Genomic DNA, 16,549 nt, shown 5'->3' with positions numbered 1-16,549 from the left:
ATGAAGAAGGATTGCGAAGAGGAAGTGATCAAGCAGCTCGTTGCCCTGTCGGAAGAGGCAGGACAGAATCTGCCAGCCGGCGATGCAGCGGCCATGGATGAGCTGTTTTACGCTCAGCAGAATGCACGCGTCGCGGCCAATGCGGAAAGCTATTACCGCGCCATGTTCCTTGGGCGAAACGAATCATGGAACCAGCGCGACTCGCACATGGCGGAAACCCTGGACGCGTTACGTGAACATATCGGGCGGCAGAAAGGCCGGCCCGCGAAAATCGTCGTCTGGGCACACAATTCCCATCTGGGCGATGCCCGGGCGACGGAAATGGGCGATCACGGCGAACTGAATCTCGGGCAGCTTGTCCGGGAGAGGTACGGTACCGAGCAGAGCTTTTTACTCGGATTCACAACCCACACCGGCACGGTTACCGCAGCGTCGGAGTGGGATGCGCCGGCGGAATTGAAGCGCGTGCGCCCATCAATGCCGAACAGCTTCGAGCGCCTGTTCCACGATCTTGGTATCGGCAATTTTGTTTTGCCGATCCGTAACAACAGGAATGTGATCAGGGCGCTTGAGGGACGCCGACTCGAGCGCGCCATCGGCGTGATTTATCTGCCGGAAAGCGAGCGCCTCAGCCATTACTTCGATGCCGATCTGGCGAAACAATTCGATGCGGTCATCCACATCGAAGAAACCACGGCGCTACATCCCCTCGACCACACGATGCACTGGCAGCATGATGAGATACCGGACACCTATCCATCCGGTATGTGACCGCAGGGCCAATCAGTTGAACTTCACTCCATGGACCACGTCAATCGTTCTCTCACCTCAAGGAGATGATCATGACCATGACACACCCGAACCGCAACCGTACCCAGGCGGCCGATCGCTTCGAAATGCAGCAGAAGCAGTCCGGTGACCAGCATATTCTGCCTGAAGACGAACCAGCGGAAGATCCGCACCGTCCGCATCGCGTCAATCGCGAGGACATGGACAAGCTGAGGCCGGTGAATCCGGATCCTGACGATCCTGTTTCTCCGTAAGATGCCCGTCGGTTGACACGGCTAGCAGTGGTTTTTCAAGGAGACGGCTATCGAGAAAAACACGTTGAAGAAAGATGTCGTGCTGTTCGACCTGGACGGCACGATCGCTCTTGTGGAGCATCGCTTCCACTTCCTGGAGGGCAGGAAGAAGGATTGGCACGCCTACTTTGCCGCCTGTGTCGATGACCCGCCGAATACACCGATCATCGAGGTGCTGCGGTCGCTGCATCATCGTGGCCACGAGATATGGATCGTCAGCGGACGATCGGACGAAGTGCGGGAGCAAACCATCGCCTGGCTGCGCCAGCATGACGTGCCCTATCACCAGCTCGTCATGCGCAGCGCGGGCGACAAGCGCCCGGACGATCTCCTCAAGCGCCAGTGGCTGGTCAATGGCACCTTGCCCAGGCAGCGGGTGATGATGGTGTTTGATGACCGGGACAAGGTTGTCGCGATGTGGCGCCTCGCCGGACTGGTTTGTGCACAGGTTGCGCCGGGAGATTTCTAGACGTCCCTGTCATTCCTTCGCGCCGTCTTTGCGTCGTAATGCCAAGAGTTGCGGTTACGTACTCCGGGCGCGGTTCGGCGGTATATGAACATACTGCTCCGGTTCATCTCCCTTGCGGTTGCGATCAGGCCAATCACAGCCTCCGCAATCACAGCAGCCAATGAAGTCGGCGTCGACAAAACAGGATTTACCCGCTCCGGCACCGCATGGCAGATCACATCCGAAGTCGCAATCTCCGCGCTGGCTTCTATGCGGACGCCGCTGTTGCGGCTGTTCATGCGGCGGATTGCAGGAAAACGCATAACGCCGATGAGCAACGCCGCACAGATAAAGGCGTCTGCGCAACACCGAAAGGCCATGCAGCGTTCCGAAGCGCCGCACGGCCCTGAGCCCAAGCACGGAGCATCCCCGGCGACCGGTATGCGCCCGGTACGCACAGCAAAAACCCTTAAGCGGCGATAAATACTTCTGATAGAAACGGATGGCGAAAAGAAGGAGGTAACGCATGCAAAGCGACGCGCTCAAACATCTCTGGAAGCGCGCTTTACAGTCGCCAGAAGCGCGCCTGCGCCGATGAACGTCAGGCCGGACAGACGATTGAAAACCTTCGCCCGCCCGCTGACGCGCAGCCACGGGCCGAGCCGCGACGCAAAGGTGGCATAGAACATCAGCCAGAACAATTCGAAGCAGACGAAGGTGGCGCCCAGTACTGCGAATTGCGGTAGCTGCGCAGCCGCCGGATTGATGAATTGCGGGAAGAACGCGGTGAAGAAAAGCAGCGCCTTGGGATTGCTTGCGCCGATAAGAAATCCTTTTACATACAGCCCGATTCGGCTTCCACCCTGGCCGCCCTGCGAGGGCAACTCGAAACTGGATGTAGTGGAACGAAGGGTCGTGATCCCTATGTAGACAAGGTAGGCAACGCCAAACCACTTGATCACATGGAACAGCGTCGACGACGCGGCAAGCAGCGCGCCTATCCCGATCGCCGAGCATGCCATGATGCCCACGACGGCAGTAACACTGCCGATGGCTGCGAAAAAGGTGCGGCGAGCCCCATGATTGACGCCGCTGGTGACACACATCAGAACGCTTGGGCCGGGCGTCACGGTAAGGACAAAAACTGCCGCTGCATAGAGCAGCCAGGTTTGAAGGGACACAAGGACTCCGGACAAGCAGAAAGGATTCGGACACTTCCGAGGCGGAAGTACAAAAGCACGGCAAATATGGTTCGCATGCTGCCACGCTGCATGGGTATTGGCAATACTACATGGCGCTCTTCCCTGCTGCCCTGCCAGGGTGAACAGGCCCGGCATTCCCTTCGAACTCTGGCGATGTTGTTTTCACAATTAGTTCATGCCACTATGCGCGTTCCCTGCTTACTTACCCATCGGGCGCCGCATGAAAATCTCCTTTACCGCATTTTTTCTCCTGTTCTCGTGGATAACTAGCGCACATGCGGCCGGCTTTCAGATGGTCAAGGTAGACAATTCCTCCGACGGTCCGATACAGGTCGCGGTCTGGTATCCCAGCACGGCGACGCCGAGCAGCAACACCATGGGGCCATATCGTCAAGATGTCGCCATAGGTGGAAAGGTTGAAGGGACTTCGTTGCCGCTTGTTGTGATTTCGCATGGCACGGGCGGATCGTCTCTCGGACATTACGACACTGCCCTGGCTTTGGCCGATGCCGGTTTCGTGGTCGCGGCCCTGACGCATCCCGGCGACAACCATGCCGATCAAAGCAAGGCAGTTTTCATCCTGAACCGACCGAAGCATATCAGCCGGGTGATCGACTATATGCTTTCGGAATGGTCCGGGAAAGAACGTATCGATTCCGCTCGCATTGGCATGTACGGTTTTTCCGCTGGCGGTTTCACCGCGCTGGTAACGATTGGCGGAAAGCCCGACCTTTCGCTGGTCGGCCCGCATTGCTCGACACATCGCGGCGATTTCGCGTGTGAATTGCTCGCACAGAACAAGACTAACCTGCCCCAGATCGAATTAACGCCATCCGCAGGCCTCAAGGACAATCGGGTGCGGGCTGCTGTCATTGCGGCACCGGCGCTGGGCTTCACGTTCGGAAAGGCCGGTTTACGTGAAGTAAGTGTGCCGATACAGCTCTGGAGAGCGGAAAACGATACCGTGCTCCCGCATCCGTGGTACGCCGAAGCGGTCCGGAATGACCTGCCCGTCGCACCGGAATACCATGTCGTTTCCGATGCCGGGCACTTCGATTTTCTTGCGCCCTGCAGCGAGCGCCTGGCTGCAATCGCGCCGAACATCTGCGCGAGCAGTCCAGGCTTCAACAGGTCAGCGTTTCATGCGCGGTTCAACAGTGCGGTAGTCGCGTTTTTCAAGGAAAAAATGCGCTAGCGGCCAAGTCGAAGACCTGTATCCGGGAGATCAGCGCGGCGCTGCCAGGCTCATTGTCCAGTACTGCTTGTAAGTCGAGGCACTGTTCTGCGCGCAGGCGACGCCTACTTCGGTAAAGTTTGGATTCATGATATTGGCGCAGTGTCCGGGACTGCCCATCCAGCCGTTCATGACGTCCTGAATCGTTCTCTGGCCGGCCGCAATATTCTCTCCCGTGGTACGCCAGCTGTAACCGGCGGCAGTCACCCGCTGACTCGCGGTGCGGCCATCCTTGCTGGTGTGCGAAAAATAATTGTTCACGGCCATGTCGGTTGAATGACCGGCCGCCGCGTTGAACAATTTGCTGTTCCACGTCAGCGCCCTGGCCGGCTGATACAAGGTCGACCCGCAATACCGGCTGCCGGCGCGCGCTTCATTGATGAGGCGCATGATCTCCTGCTGAAAATTCGGCAGGGAACAGGTGGTTGCGGCTGGGAGTGATGCGACAACAGGTGCAGGTGCTGGTGCTGGTGCTGGTGCTGGTGCTGGTGCTGGTGCTGGTGCTGGTGCCGGTGCCGGTGCCGGTGCTGGTGCTGGTGCCGGTGCCGGCGTTCTCCATGGCGAGGTGGCGGTCGGCCAGATCCACTGGAAGTATGGTGCCGTTTCCGCGCCCTGCTCAGCGGTCATGGCAGGTTCCATCGGCGCGGATGCGGCATCCGCTTCGGCAGGCATATTGATTTGGTTGCCTTCTGCGCGAGCCAGGGCCAGTTCTTCCTCGGTGCTGATCACCGAGGTTCCATTTCCGGCTGCAGGCGCAGCAGCATTATTTTCAATGCCTGCCCCATCACCGCCTCCCCCGCACGCGGTTAGCAGCAGTGTTGCGCAAATGGTGGAAATTACTGCTTCCGGAATACGACGCTTCATCAACTTCTTCAATTCATGTCCCCTTAAAACATATCGCTGGCGCTCCAACGGCCAGACGTACGCTAAGAGAGTTGCGTCAAGGAAATGGTTCAAAGAAGTTATTAACAAATGGAAATACAGATTGACCGAAGCGTGTCATTTCGGCTATGGCCGGTCCTGATCAGGAGTACATACGCAGGGATGGGTCTTTTCTGACTTAACTACCCTAGGACCCGATACCTCAGCCACCCGGCTTGTAGCTGACTATTTGCTTGTTTCGCCGGCACTCTAAACTTTGTAACAGATATTGCTTCTGGTTACGATCGGAATGATCGAATGCTGGCTGCCACTCACGTATGCTTCATGGAAATGATTGCATTTGAAAGCCATCGGTCATGAATCCTTTCACACGCGAAGAAGCCACTAGATTGATCGAGGAGTTTAGAGCGGCGCGCGCCCCTGAAACGATGGATAACACCCGTGCGGCGGCAATCCACTCCATCGTTTCCCGGCATGCAATCCAGAACAAGAGGGAAAAACAATTTTGGGCTTTGTGTGACCGCCATAGCTTTGGCGAGATATCAAGCGATGAATACTACCTGGGACTGATCGAGATTCTTACTGCAAGTGTCGATGACCGAACGATTCCGATTCGCACGCATTCAGCGCGGCTCGTTTGACAATATGCATTCGAGCGCCGCTCCTTCCTGCCGATCGTCATTTGAAATCCCTGCTCTTCGTCGTCAATTCCCCCAGCATCGTCGAGTGATCCACCACCCGCTTGGCGATGAGGTGCGTGACGTCGCCTTCGCGCTGCCAGATGCCGTAGACCGTCATCAGGTAGGCATTCAGGATTTCCTTGCGCTGCTTCTCCAGCAGCGCCGGCCAGATGATGACATTGGTGACGCCGGTCTCGTCCTCCAGCGTGACGAACATGGTGCCGCTCGCGGTGGGCGGACGCTGGCGCACGGTGACCAGTCCGGTGGTGCGGGCGAGTTTGCCGTTGGCGAAGGATTTCATTTCCTGCGCCGTCGACAGGTTCATTTTCCTGAATTTCTCGCGCAGCAGCGCCAACGGGTGACGGTTGAGCGTCAGTCCGATGCTCTGGTAATCGGCGACGATTTCCTTCCCTTCGCTTGCCTGCGGCAATGCGATGCCGTCATCCGGCAAGCGGGCGTTTTTGAGCAGTTTCGTCGTCGGCAGCATGCCGGCGACCTGCCATGCCGCCTGCCGGCGGTGCCCGGTCAGACCGAGCAGCGCATTGGCGTGTGCCAGAGCCTGGGTTTCCTGTACCGACAGCTCGGCGCGTTGCACCAGATCGTCCACGCTGGTGAAGAGAGCGATCGCGCGGACTTCCGTGATGCGCGAGGCCGCGTCAGCCGGGAGACCTTTTATTAGCCGCAAGCCAAGACGCACCGCAGGCTGCGAACCCTCCTGAGAGTATGGCTGGATGCGCTCCTCCAGCGTGCAATCCCAGTCGCTGATGTTGACATCCGGCGGTCGGACCTGGACGCCATGCCGCTTCGCATCCTGCACCAGTTGCGAGGGGGAATAAAATCCCAGCGGCTGCGCATTGAGCAGCGCGGCGAGAAATATCGCGGGCTCGTGGCATTTGATCCAGGCCGAGGCATACACCAGCAATGCGAAGCTTGCCGCATGCGATTCGGGAAAGCCATATTCACCAAAGCCTTCTATCTGCCGGAAGATCTGCTGCGCGAATTCCTCGTCATAGCCGCGCTCCTTCATGCCGTTGATGATGCGCTCATAGAACTTGTCGACCTCCCCCTTTCTTTTCCAGGCGGCCATGGCGCGCCGCAGGCTGTCCGCTTCGCCCGGCGTGAATCCGGCGGCGAGGATCGCGATCTGCATGACCTGCTCCTGGAAGATAGGGACGCCGAGCGTGCGCTCCAGCGCGGTGCGCACGGCGTCGCTGGGGTACGACACCGGCTCCAGTCCCTGCCGCCGCTTCAGGTAGGGGTGCACCATGCCGCCCTGTATCGGACCGGGACGCACGATCGCGACTTCTACCACCAGGTCATAGAATTTCTTCGGTTTCAGTCGCGGCAGCATCGACATCTGTGCCCGCGATTCGATCTGGAACACGCCGACGGTATCCGCCTTGCAGATCATCCGGTAGGTGGCCGGGTCTTCCGGCGGGATGTCCTGCAAGGAGAATGTTTCGCCCCTGCGCTCACCGATGAAGTCGAGCGCGCGGCTGAGCGCGGACAGCATGCCTAGCGCCAGCACATCGACCTTGAGCAGGCCGATCGCATCGAGGTCGTCCTTGTCCCACTGGATAACGCTGCGCTCCGCCATCGCCGCGTTCTCGATCGGCACCAGCCGCGCCAGGCTGTCTCGTGCGATGACGAAGCCGCCGCTGTGCTGCGACAGGTGGCGCGGGAAGCCGATCAGCGATTGGGTGAGCATGATCAGCTTCTGCACGATGGGGGATTCGATGTCCAGCCCATGCTCCTGCAGGCGCTCCGGGCTGATCTTCCTGCCATCCCACCAATGATGCGATGCCGACAGGCGGTTCACCTGTTCATAATCGAGGCCGAGCGCCTTGCCGACATCCTTGAGCGCCGAACGCGGCCGGTAGGTGATCAGGGCCGCCGTCAGCGCGGCGCGGTGGCGGCCGTATTTCTGGTAGATGTACTGCATGACCTCTTCCCGCCGTTCATGCTCGAAGTCGACATCGATATCCGGCGGTTCGTTGCGCTCTTTCGAGATGAAGCGGCCGAACAGCAGGTTGCCGCGCATCGGATCGACCTCGGTGATATGCAGGCAATAACACACCGCCGAATTGGCCGCGGACCCCCTGCCCTGGCACAGGATGCCCCTGCTTCGCGCAAACCGCACGATGTCATACACCGTCAGGAAATACGGCTCGTAGGACATATAGGCGATCAGGGTCAGCTCTTCCTCGATCTGATTCTGGATGGACGCCGGCAACCCTTTCGGAAAGCGTTCGGTTGCACCTTCGTAGGTGAGCCGCCGCAGGTAAGTCGACAGGATCTCCCCCGGCGGCACGATCTCCTCCGGGTATTCATAACGCAGCTCGTCCAGCGAGAAAGTGCAGCGTGCCGCGACATCGAGCGTGTTTTCCAGCAATGCGCGCGGATAGAGACGCGCCAGGCGCTGGCGTTGCCGCAGGTGCCGTTCCGCGTTCGGCTGCAGTGCCATCCCGCACTCGGCCAGCGGCTTGCCGAGCCGGGTGGCGGTGAGCATGTCCTGCAAGGGCTTGCGCGAGCGCACATGCATATGGACGTCGCCGGCGGCCACCATCGGCAGGCCATGCTGCGCCGCCATCCGGTGCATCCGCTCCAGCCACAGGCTGTCATCGCCGCCGTGCAGCACTTCCACCGCGATCCAGGCCCGTCCTTCAAATACCGATGCAAGCCACGCCGCCTGCTCCGCCAATGCATCGTCGCCCGCCTTCCTGTCGGGGACGAAAAGCGCAAGGCAATCCGGAAGACGATGCAGATGCGCGATCCCGGCTGCCGGCGCATCGATATCGGTTCGATGCAACTCGTAGTTGCCCTTGGGGGCGCGGCGGCGACCGAGCGTGATCCATTCCGAGAGATTGCCGTAGCCGTTGCGGTTGGCAACCAGCAGCACCAGCTTCATGCCGCACGACAGCGTCACTTCGCTGCCGATGATCAGATGGAATTCGTATTTTTTCGCTTCCACATGCGCCCGCACCACGCCGGCCAGCGAGCATTCATCGGTGATCGCCAGCGCCGTGTAATCGAGCCGGACCGCACGGTCCACCAGTTCTTCCGGATGGGATGCGCCGCGCAGAAAGGTGAAGTTGGACAGGCAATGCAGTTCGGCATACGCCGGCAACGGTGTCGACATGGTCAGCCGAAGAAACCGTGCAGGAACCAGGCATCATCCGCCGAACCGAAGATCAGCCGTTCCCGGTAGATCCACAGCAGCAGATGAAACTCGTTGCAGGCGATGAAGTAATCGCGCGTGACCGGCGCATCGTCCCACCAGCCGGCCTCGATGCGTTCCGGACCATCCAGCAGCACCAGCACGCTCTGGTAAAACGGCATGCCTTCCCTTACCGGCAGGGCGATCGGCTCCGGCAGCAGCCAGCTCGGGCGCGGTGGAAACGCGTCTTCCAGGCCGGCATGCCCTTTAGGCATGGCCGGCATGCGGTGCGCCGGGATGGTGATCGAACTGCGCTCGGGCCTGTGATCGCCGGCAATCAGCAACCGGCTGACCGCGTCCTCGCCGAGCCGGCTCGTCAGACGCTCGACCAGCCGCCCGATCGACTCCGCCTGGCCGGCATGTGAAGGAAAGAGTTCCGTATTGGGCGCGGCAAGCTGGACGATGTCGTCCGCCTGCAGCGAGAGCTCGATGACCGACGCGGTGAGCGTGATTCTTGCGAGATGCTCCTGCAGCAGCAGCGTCAGGTGCGCCAGATCACGGCTGGGACTACCGAGGACAATCGCCACCGGGGTCACCGCCGACGCCTGGCTGCCGTGGCGCACGCTTTCATGATGCAGCTGCAGGCAGAAGCGCGACACCGCAGCATGCCGCGCCACCAGCCAGCCGCTCATCTGCATCAGCAGGCGGCGCGCGGCGAACAGCAGCGCATCCGTCGTCTCGACGCGGGACGGCAGCTCCAGTCTGGCGGCAAACGTGGCGGGCGGCTCGAACCATGGATGGACTTCGGGTTCGAGGCCGAACGCCCTGTCGAGTTCGGCCAGCACCTCCTTGCCGAAGCGGCGGACGATGCCCGGGCGCGGCAGGGCCTGCAATTGGCCGATGGTCCGGCAGCCGATCAGATCCATCGTGGCGAGATGCGGTTGCACCGACGCCATCAAGGCGACCGGCAGGCTTCCGAGCTGCGATGAGAGCGATGCGCCGTCCGCGTGCGATGCATCGGCATGCCGGGCAAACAGCCAGGCGGCGGTGGCGGTGGGTGCGCTCGCCAGCTTCAGGGTGAAGCCGAGTTCCCGGATGCCGTCGCGCAGTTGCAGCGCCAGCGCTTCGCCGCCGCCGAACAGGCGAAGGCTGGCCGAGACATCGAGCAGCAGGCCGTTGGACAGCAGGCTGACCTGCGGCGTGAAATGGAGCGCCCAGAATGCGGCCTCTTTCACGGCTTCCGCCTCGGCCGCCGGATCGCGCGGGATCAGCACGACATCGGCTGCACGCTCATGCGCGCTACTGTCCATCATGCCGGGAAGGATGCCGACTTCCTGCGCGCGCGCATTGAGCCAGCCGATGCGCCGCGCTTCCGTCACTGCCAGCGGGATGCTGCGATTGAGGCTGTCGCGCAATGCCTGCGGCCAGCGCCGGCTTGCGAGATCAAGCGGCAGTTCGGGCAGGTACAGGGCGATCCACAGCATGGGCAACGTTGATGGGAGAAATGGAATCGGAAGCAGGCGCATCGCGGGAAGCATCGCCCCTGCCGGTTATTTTTCTGATGTGACGGGCGATCGCCCTGGGCAATCGGGCGTCGAGCATGACAGGCGCGCTCGCGGCCGGACCGCGGCGCTTGATGACGTCCACCGCGATCTGCCCGCCGGGCCCGGCCTGGCACAGCAGCCGCAGGGGCGCAGGCGAAGACTCGCCTTGCGCGGCGGCCGGCCGGAAAACAAAGCTGAGCCCCTCCGTATTGCCGGCAGCCAGTTGCAGGCGGCGCAGATGGTCATGCCTGGCTTGCGGAAGCCAGCACAGCAAGGCGCCGAAATGCGCACTTTTCAGAATTTGTTCTGTTGCCCACAGCCGGTCGGCCGGCTTTTCCGACCGCACCAGCAAAATTGATTTCAGGTCGATCCCGAGTTGCGCCATTGCCGGGGCGAATACCTGCTGGGGGGGCGCCAGAAGAATGATGGCCTTGCCGGCGGCGGACAGGGCCGCCAGCACCGGCGCCAGCAGGCGGAATTCACCGCCACCATGTTGTGCCCAGAGCAATTCGGTCAGAACCGAAGGCGGCCAGCCTCCGCCCGGCAGCTCCTGGTCCAGGCGCGCATGTCCGGTCGAGATACCAGGCACATGGCTGCTGCCGAGTGCGTCCGCATGCCAGACCGTATCCGGCAGTCCGGATGACATGGCCATTGCGGATGTTTGAGCGGAAGAAGGCGGCTCGCTGTCGAACAAAAGAGAACGGGAATGCACGGTTTTCTCACGTGAATGAGTGATCATTTGGATACTGTACAAATATACAGTACAAATAGCTATGATGCACTGCAGAAACTATGCAATTCGTCTTAAAAATATTGAGATTTATCTAAGGTGTGGCGCCTCATTCCCATGCCGTACCCGGAAGTCAATCGCAGCGCATTACCTGTGCTTACATATGCATGGGTTTTGTTGCCCATTGGCGGAACTGGCGAGGCTTCTCCCCGCCTAATGCCACACGGTCATTATTCAGGCATGCAATGAAAGAAAAGTCAGAAGGAAAACAGGATCGTCCTGCGGCCACGCTTGACGATCTGGTGGCGCTGGTTGAAAAAGCCGCGCATACGATCACGCAGTTGCAATCGGAAGTTGCGGAATGCAACAAGCGCATCGAAGAACTTGAGCAATCGGAAGCGGCCTTGATGAAGGATGTTGAAAAATGGCGGGAGGTCATGCAATTGGTGCGTCAGCACAGGAGCATCACCATCAGCCTTAATCGCGCAGATGCCGATGTCGCACCACCGGCTCCATCCGCGCAGCCCTCTGCGAACCCGCCTGCAAATACTGCATGAAGAATGCGGTTTGCTGAAGCCGCGACGATGTGCTGCAAATATCTTTGGTTTGGAGCGGCAACAGATCCATCGAGTTTTTCCAGAAGGAAGGAAAATGTTTGTCATGTACATGACATAGCAGAAACTCGTTCGGAATATTCCTACAGCGATGGATTTTAGTCTTAACGTTAAATCATCCTTACGCTGATTTCCTTCCCTATCGCAAGTAGACATAATGCACACACTTGCTTCCACCCAGAAACGGCGTGGCGCATCAACTGAACATAACCATACTCATCGAGAAAAATATGCTGATCGCTCAACTGCCCCAGACAAATTCCAATGCTGCTGCAACCAACGCACCATCCCAGTTCGGCAATGCTACAAACAAATATGGAAAACTTTGGTCGAGCCTGAAAGAAGTATGCGAACTGCTGCATATCCCATCGACGGGCCTGGGAAGCGAGGACAGCGTTTCGTTCCAGCACGTTCAGTTCAAGGCGGGTCAGCGCGTGCACACCATCGGCCAGCCGTTCGATATGCTGTACATCGTCAACTCCGGTTTCCTGAAGTCCGTGCTGATCGATGAGTTCGGCAACGAACAAGTGCTGAGCTTCCCGATGAAGGGCGACATGTTCGGCATCGATGGAATCCACTCAAAACAGTACGCATCGGAAACCGTCGCGCTCACAAGCTGCGATGTGATTCTCGTTCCGTTCAAGGCACTGACTGCCCTCGGCAGAAAATACCCTGACCTGGAAACATCGGTGTTCGGCGTCATGAGCCGTGAACTGGTCCGCGAACAGGCGATGGTCAGCATGCTCGGTTCGCTGAGCGCGGAAGCACGCGTGGCACGCTTCCTTATGATGCTGTCGGACCGCTTCACAAAAATGGGTTACTCCGGCAAGCAGTTCAACCTGCGCATGACACGCCAGGAAATCGGCAGCTATCTGGGCCTGACGCTCGAAACGGTAAGCCGCTCATTTTCGGCATTCAATGCCATCGGCCTGATTTCGGTTGATCAGCGCGCCATCGAAATCAAGGATCCTGAAACACTGCGCACCCTGCGCCGCCTGCCGCCGTCCAAGGCACGTGCAAAGCAGACCATTGCGAAGGCGTCGGACGACGCATGCGATCTGGCTGCGGCCTGATAGCAGTACCGCACTGAAAGCAATGGCCCGATGCATGTCGGGCCATTGCTTTTTATCGACATGATTTCGTTGGTGACCATGGCTGCGTTGCACATCACATTTCGTCTTCCCAAAATTTTCGTACTGACCGGAAAGAGGATTGCGAAGCATCAAAATCCATTGAATACGGCCAACTAAGATTGATGCGGCACATACATAAACGTCCACATCATTTACTTCAGCAAGGCGTGTCCATACATGATTAATTTTATCGTCGTCGGCAATACAAAAGCGGTGGTGGTCAGCGTACTCCAGTCGATCCGCACCTTCACTGATGCCAAGGCCGTGGTCATCGGATCGGAAGCGACCGCCGGATTGCGCTGGTCCAGTCTCTGCGAAGGTCACAGCACACTCAATTTCGATGGCAGCGACGACGATTTATTTGTCAGCATGGTGCACAGCCTGATCAAAAGAACGCCGCACATGGTGCTCGTGCCCTCCGATCCCGACGCCATGCGCCTGACCAACCGCATGCGCAGCCGGCTGCCGCTGAAGATCGTGCCCGTTCCCGATTCAGCCACCATCAATACCTTGCAGGACGCGCGGCTGTTTCATCAATTCTGCAAACAGCAGCTTCTGCCGGTCCCAGCGACATGCGTCTTCAAAGCCGCGGCGGAACTCGACTTTTCCGCCATCGCATCACGGCTCGGCGTGCCGTTCGTCATCCGGACGGCCACGCCAGGCGACACGCCCGTGACACGGATCATTCACGATAGGGATGATCTGGAAAAGACGGTGCTCCATTCCGCCTTCCAGCATGGCGCGCTCGTTTGCCAGGCACATATCGACGGCAGCGACATTTCCATGAATCTGATTGCGGACCGTGGACAGATCTCCGCTTTTTCGCTCCAGCAAGCGGATGAGAAAAACGCATCGCGCATACGTTTTGTAGCGAATGCCGCACTGGAAGAGATGGCCATGAAACTCTGCCGGGCCAGCGCGTACAACGGCCCCCTCCATCTGCGTGCCCGCATTGACCGGCACACGGGCAGTGTATTCCTGATGGACGCCGTGCCGCATTTCCCCGAATCGGTAACGGCAACCGTGCTGGGCGGCCTCAACCTCGTTGCCGAAAGCATCGAGCCAACACCGCGCGTGAATGGCGTGCGTCGCCTGACCGAAGGCGTTGCACATGCATCCCATCCGCTCGCCTGTCCTTCCCTGTGGCCATCGCTGCTGTCGGATTCCAGCGAGCGCGGCCGCCTGCTCAGGGTGATGATGTTGGATTTCTACACGGTCGGGCAATTCGTGGGCGGCATTCCGCGATCGATCCTTGGCAGCATGACGAGACAGATCGCCGGCTGGAGAGCGGCAAGGGTGTCTTCCGCGCCACGCTTGCAGCAGAACAGGGGCGATGCCACCGCTCCCGCGGTAAATGCGAATTTTGTCGGGGATTTCTAAAGGACTCGAGGCGACTTGCTTGTTCCTGTCGACCGTATCACCTGCAAAACTGAGAATGGACATCGGCGCATTGCTAGATTGCATCTCGCTGAATTCATATTAATGCGTCACATCTCATACCGCACCATGTGTACGGCCAAACTTTATCGTAGCCTTCCGAATTGCCGATGGAGAATGATCCCGCCGGGAATCGCAGCATGAGTCCTTTTCAACAGGAGGCATTCACACCGTCGTTCTTTCTTGCCTAAACGGGAATTTTGTCGATGTCCTTCTGCTCGATCCCGGACTGCCGGAAAGCAGCAGCCCTGTTACGATGAAAACTGCGCCTGGCCAACCCCGAATGCTCCGGCCTCGATCATGCCGAGTAGTCTAACGAATGAACAAACCGCGCTTCGCGGTGTGCGGTCAGGCGCGCGGGATTACTTGGCGAAAAGTCGATTGGACGCTACGCACTCCTCCCCCAACACTACCGGCTCGCTCCGCCAGATCTCGCCCGCATACTCCGAAATCACCCGGTCGGATGAGAACATCCCCATCCCGGCCACGTTGAGTATGGCTTTCCGGTGCCATTGTTCCGGCTGCCGGAAAAGATCATCCACCACTTCCTGCGTCGCGACATAATTCGCATAATCGGCAAGCAGCAGGTAGTGGTCGCCGTAGTTGACCAGCGTATCGAAGACGCGGTGGAAGCGATCCGGCTGGCCCGGCGAGAAATGGCCGTCGCGGATCTGGTCCAGCACCTGTTTCAGCTCCGGATCGGCTTCATAAAACTGGCGCGGCTGATAGCCATGCACACGGATGTTCTGCACCTGCGGCGTGGTATTGCCGAAAATGAAGATGTTGTCCTCTCCCACCTGCTCCAGGATTTCGATGTTGGCGCCATCGAGCGTCCCGATGGTCAATGCGCCATTGAGCGCAAACTTCATGTTGCCGGTGCCCGAGGCTTCGGTGCCTGCCAGTGAGATCTGCTCGGACAGGTCGGCGGCCGGAATGATGAGTTCCGCCAGGGTCACGCTGTAATTCGGAATGAATACCAGCTTGAGCCGGTCGCCGACGCGTGGATCGTTGTTGATGACGACGGCGACATCGTTAATGAGCTTGATGATCGTCTTCGCCATGTGATATGCCGACGCTGCCTTGCCGGCGAAGATCACGGTGCGCGGGATCCAGTCAGCATCCGGGTTGGCAATGATGCGGTTGTAACGGGTGATCACATGCAAGAGGTTGAGCAACTGGCGCTTGTACTCATGGATGCGCTTGACCTGCACGTCGAACAACGAGTCCGGATTGAGCGCGATGCCGAGATTGTCCTGCACCCATTTTGCGAGACGCAGCTTGTTGCTGCGCTTTGCATCACGGCAGGCTTGCACGAATTCATGATCCTCCGCCAGAGGGCGCAGCTCGGCCAGCCGATCGAGGTCGCGACGCCATGCGGAACCGATGCGCTGGTCGATGAGCGCGGACAGAGACGGATTGGCCTGTGCCAGCCATCGGCGCGGCGTGATGCCGTTGGTCTTGTTGGTGAAGCGTTCCGGGAACACCCTCGCGAAGTCGGCGAAGATCGATTGCTTCATCAGCTCGGAATGCAGCTTCGATACCCCGTTCACCTTGTGGCTTGCGACCACGGCGAGATAAGCCATGCGCACCCGGCGCTCGCCCTGTTCGTCGACCAGCGACAGGCGCCGCATCAAGTCGATATCGGAACCGAATTGGGCCGTGACGCTGTGCAGGAATTCGGCGTTGATGTCGAAGATGATCTGCAGATGGCGCGGCAATACCCGGCCGAGCATGTTCACCGGCCAGGTTTCCAGCGCTTCATGCATCAGCGTGTGATTGGTATAGGAAAAAATCTTTTGCGCCATTGCCCAGGCGTTCTTCCAGGGAATGCCATGCTCATCCATCAGCAGGCGCAACAGTTCGGGTACCGCGAGCACCGGATGGGTGTCGTTCAGGTGGACGGCAATGCTGTCGGCAAAATGCGCGAAGCCGTCATGGGTTGCCAGATGACGATGGATCATGTCCTGCATGCTGGCGGACACGAAGAAGTATTCCTGGCGCAGGCGTAATTCGCGCCCGGACTGTGTGGAATCGTCCGGATACAGTACACGGGAGACGTTTTCCGAATGATTTTTGTGCTCGACGGCGCCGAAATAATTCCCCTGGTTGAAGGCCGACAGGTCGATTTCGCTGGTTGCCTTGGCCGACCACAGGCGCAGGGTGTTGGTGGTGTCCGTTGCATAGCCGGGGATGATGGTGTCATAGGCCATCGCGAGGACATCCTCGGTCCCGACCCAGCGAACCTGGTCGCCATGCTGCTCGGTATGGCCGCCGAAGCGGACCCGGTACAGCACTTCCGGCCGTGGAAATTCCCACGGATTGCCGCCGGTAAGCCAGTAGTCCGGCGTCTCCACCTGGTGGCCATCGACGATCTGCTGCCTGAACATGCCATAGTCGTAACGAATA

General features: G+C 59.3%; 17 protein-coding genes and 1 pseudogene. 10 read left to right on the top strand and 8 right to left on the bottom strand.

Translation table 11 applies throughout. The features are described 5' to 3' along the window. The 3 genes from VGU61_RS00895 to VGU61_RS00885 form a co-directional block, all read left to right on the top strand. The coding region (locus tag VGU61_RS00895; RefSeq protein ID WP_326857213.1) for an erythromycin esterase family protein at positions 1–771 on the top strand (771 nt) is incomplete at its 5' end. A gap of 71 nt (positions 772–842) precedes the next feature. Then, the gene (locus tag VGU61_RS00890; RefSeq protein ID WP_326857212.1) at positions 843–1,043 is read left to right on the top strand and encodes a hypothetical protein; all 201 of its coding nucleotides are present in this window, start codon (positions 843–845) and stop codon (positions 1,041–1,043) included. Positions 1,044–1,092: 49 nt separating this feature from the next. Then, a complete protein-coding gene (locus VGU61_RS00885; protein ID WP_326857214.1) occupies positions 1,093–1,551 on the top strand; it encodes an HAD family acid phosphatase in 459 nt (152 codons plus the stop codon). Here the strand turns inward: VGU61_RS00885 and VGU61_RS00880 are convergent. The 3 genes and pseudogenes from VGU61_RS00880 to VGU61_RS00875 form a co-directional block, all read right to left on the bottom strand. Further along, positions 1,548–1,829 carry a hypothetical protein gene (locus VGU61_RS00880; RefSeq protein WP_326857211.1) on the bottom strand — a complete coding sequence of 94 codons (282 nt, stop codon included), beginning with the start codon at positions 1,827–1,829 and terminating at the stop codon, positions 1,548–1,550. The genes VGU61_RS00885 and VGU61_RS00880 overlap by 4 nt on opposite strands. Positions 1,830–1,869: 40 nt before the next feature. Next, positions 1,870–2,058, bottom strand: a pseudogene (gene yidD / locus VGU61_RS22595) (membrane protein insertion efficiency factor YidD); the annotation flags it as partial. Positions 2,059–2,072: 14 nt separating this feature from the next. Continuing rightward, entirely contained in the window at positions 2,073–2,711 is a 639-nt protein-coding gene (locus VGU61_RS00875; RefSeq protein WP_326857210.1) for a LysE family translocator, read from the bottom strand. Positions 2,712–2,952: 241 nt separating this feature from the next. On the opposite strand from VGU61_RS00875, the gene VGU61_RS00870 reads away from it, so the two are divergent. Further along, complete coding sequence (locus VGU61_RS00870) at positions 2,953–3,927, top strand: dienelactone hydrolase (protein ID WP_326857209.1); 975 nt, start codon at positions 2,953–2,955, stop codon at positions 3,925–3,927. 30 nt (positions 3,928–3,957) lie between these two features. Here the strand turns inward: VGU61_RS00870 and VGU61_RS00865 are convergent, their stop codons facing one another. Further along, positions 3,958–4,356: a CAP domain-containing protein gene (locus VGU61_RS00865; RefSeq protein ID WP_326857208.1), complete on the bottom strand. Its 399-nt coding sequence runs from the start codon at positions 4,354–4,356 to the stop codon at positions 3,958–3,960. A 50-nt stretch (positions 4,357–4,406) separates the two neighbouring features. Between VGU61_RS00865 and VGU61_RS00860 the strand changes: the two genes are divergently transcribed. From VGU61_RS00860 to VGU61_RS00850, 3 genes are all read left to right on the top strand, one after another. Next, positions 4,407–4,643 carry a hypothetical protein gene (locus VGU61_RS00860; protein WP_326857207.1) on the top strand — a complete coding sequence of 79 codons (237 nt, stop codon included), beginning with the start codon at positions 4,407–4,409 and terminating at the stop codon, positions 4,641–4,643. Beyond that, on the top strand, positions 4,592–4,990 hold the full coding sequence (locus tag VGU61_RS00855) for a hypothetical protein (RefSeq protein ID WP_326857206.1): 399 nt from the start codon (positions 4,592–4,594) through the stop codon (positions 4,988–4,990). Before VGU61_RS00860 ends, VGU61_RS00855 begins: the two co-directional genes overlap by 52 nt. A 214-nt stretch (positions 4,991–5,204) precedes the next feature. Continuing rightward, positions 5,205–5,489, top strand: coding sequence for a hypothetical protein (locus tag VGU61_RS00850; protein WP_326857205.1), 285 nt, complete (start codon positions 5,205–5,207; stop codon positions 5,487–5,489). Between the two features lie 37 nt (positions 5,490–5,526). Here VGU61_RS00850 and VGU61_RS00845 read toward each other — a convergent pair whose 3' ends face one another. From VGU61_RS00845 to imuA, 3 genes are read right to left on the bottom strand one after another with little or no spacing between them, the layout of a single operon-like run. Then, positions 5,527–8,667: an error-prone DNA polymerase gene (locus tag VGU61_RS00845; RefSeq protein WP_326857204.1), complete on the bottom strand. Its 3,141-nt coding sequence runs from the start codon at positions 8,665–8,667 to the stop codon at positions 5,527–5,529. A gap of 2 nt (positions 8,668–8,669) precedes the next feature. After that, a complete protein-coding gene (locus VGU61_RS00840) occupies positions 8,670–10,169 on the bottom strand; it encodes a DNA polymerase Y family protein (protein ID WP_326857203.1) in 1,500 nt (499 codons plus the stop codon). Continuing rightward, positions 10,129–10,881: a translesion DNA synthesis-associated protein ImuA gene (gene imuA, locus VGU61_RS00835; RefSeq protein WP_326857202.1), complete on the bottom strand. Its 753-nt coding sequence runs from the start codon at positions 10,879–10,881 to the stop codon at positions 10,129–10,131. Before imuA ends, VGU61_RS00840 begins: the two co-directional genes overlap by 41 nt. Positions 10,882–11,126: 245 nt before the next feature. Between imuA and VGU61_RS00830 the strand changes: the two genes are divergently transcribed. The 3 genes from VGU61_RS00830 to VGU61_RS00820 all read left to right on the top strand — a co-directional run bounded on the left by VGU61_RS00830 (position 11,127) and on the right by VGU61_RS00820 (position 14,086). Next, complete coding sequence (locus VGU61_RS00830) at positions 11,127–11,516, top strand: hypothetical protein (protein WP_326857201.1); 390 nt, start codon at positions 11,127–11,129, stop codon at positions 11,514–11,516. Between the two features lie 287 nt (positions 11,517–11,803). Next, positions 11,804–12,646 (top strand): Crp/Fnr family transcriptional regulator, encoded by an 843-nt coding sequence (locus VGU61_RS00825; RefSeq protein WP_326857200.1) that lies wholly within the window; start codon positions 11,804–11,806, stop codon positions 12,644–12,646. Between the two features lie 237 nt (positions 12,647–12,883). Further along, on the top strand, positions 12,884–14,086 hold the full coding sequence (locus VGU61_RS00820; protein WP_326857199.1) for a hypothetical protein: 1,203 nt from the start codon (positions 12,884–12,886) through the stop codon (positions 14,084–14,086). A gap of 419 nt (positions 14,087–14,505) precedes the next feature. Here the strand turns inward: VGU61_RS00820 and VGU61_RS00815 are convergent. After that, positions 14,506–16,549, bottom strand: a 2,044-nt coding sequence (locus VGU61_RS00815; RefSeq protein ID WP_326857198.1) for a glycogen/starch/alpha-glucan phosphorylase, incomplete at its 5' end; no start/stop codon positions are given.

Origin of the sequence: Noviherbaspirillum sp. (assembly GCF_035944575.1) — a bacterium.
GTDB lineage: Bacteria > Pseudomonadota > Gammaproteobacteria > Burkholderiales > Burkholderiaceae_D > Noviherbaspirillum.
Note: the sequence above shows the minus strand (reverse complement) of the source record. Positions and strands in the feature narration are given on the sequence as shown.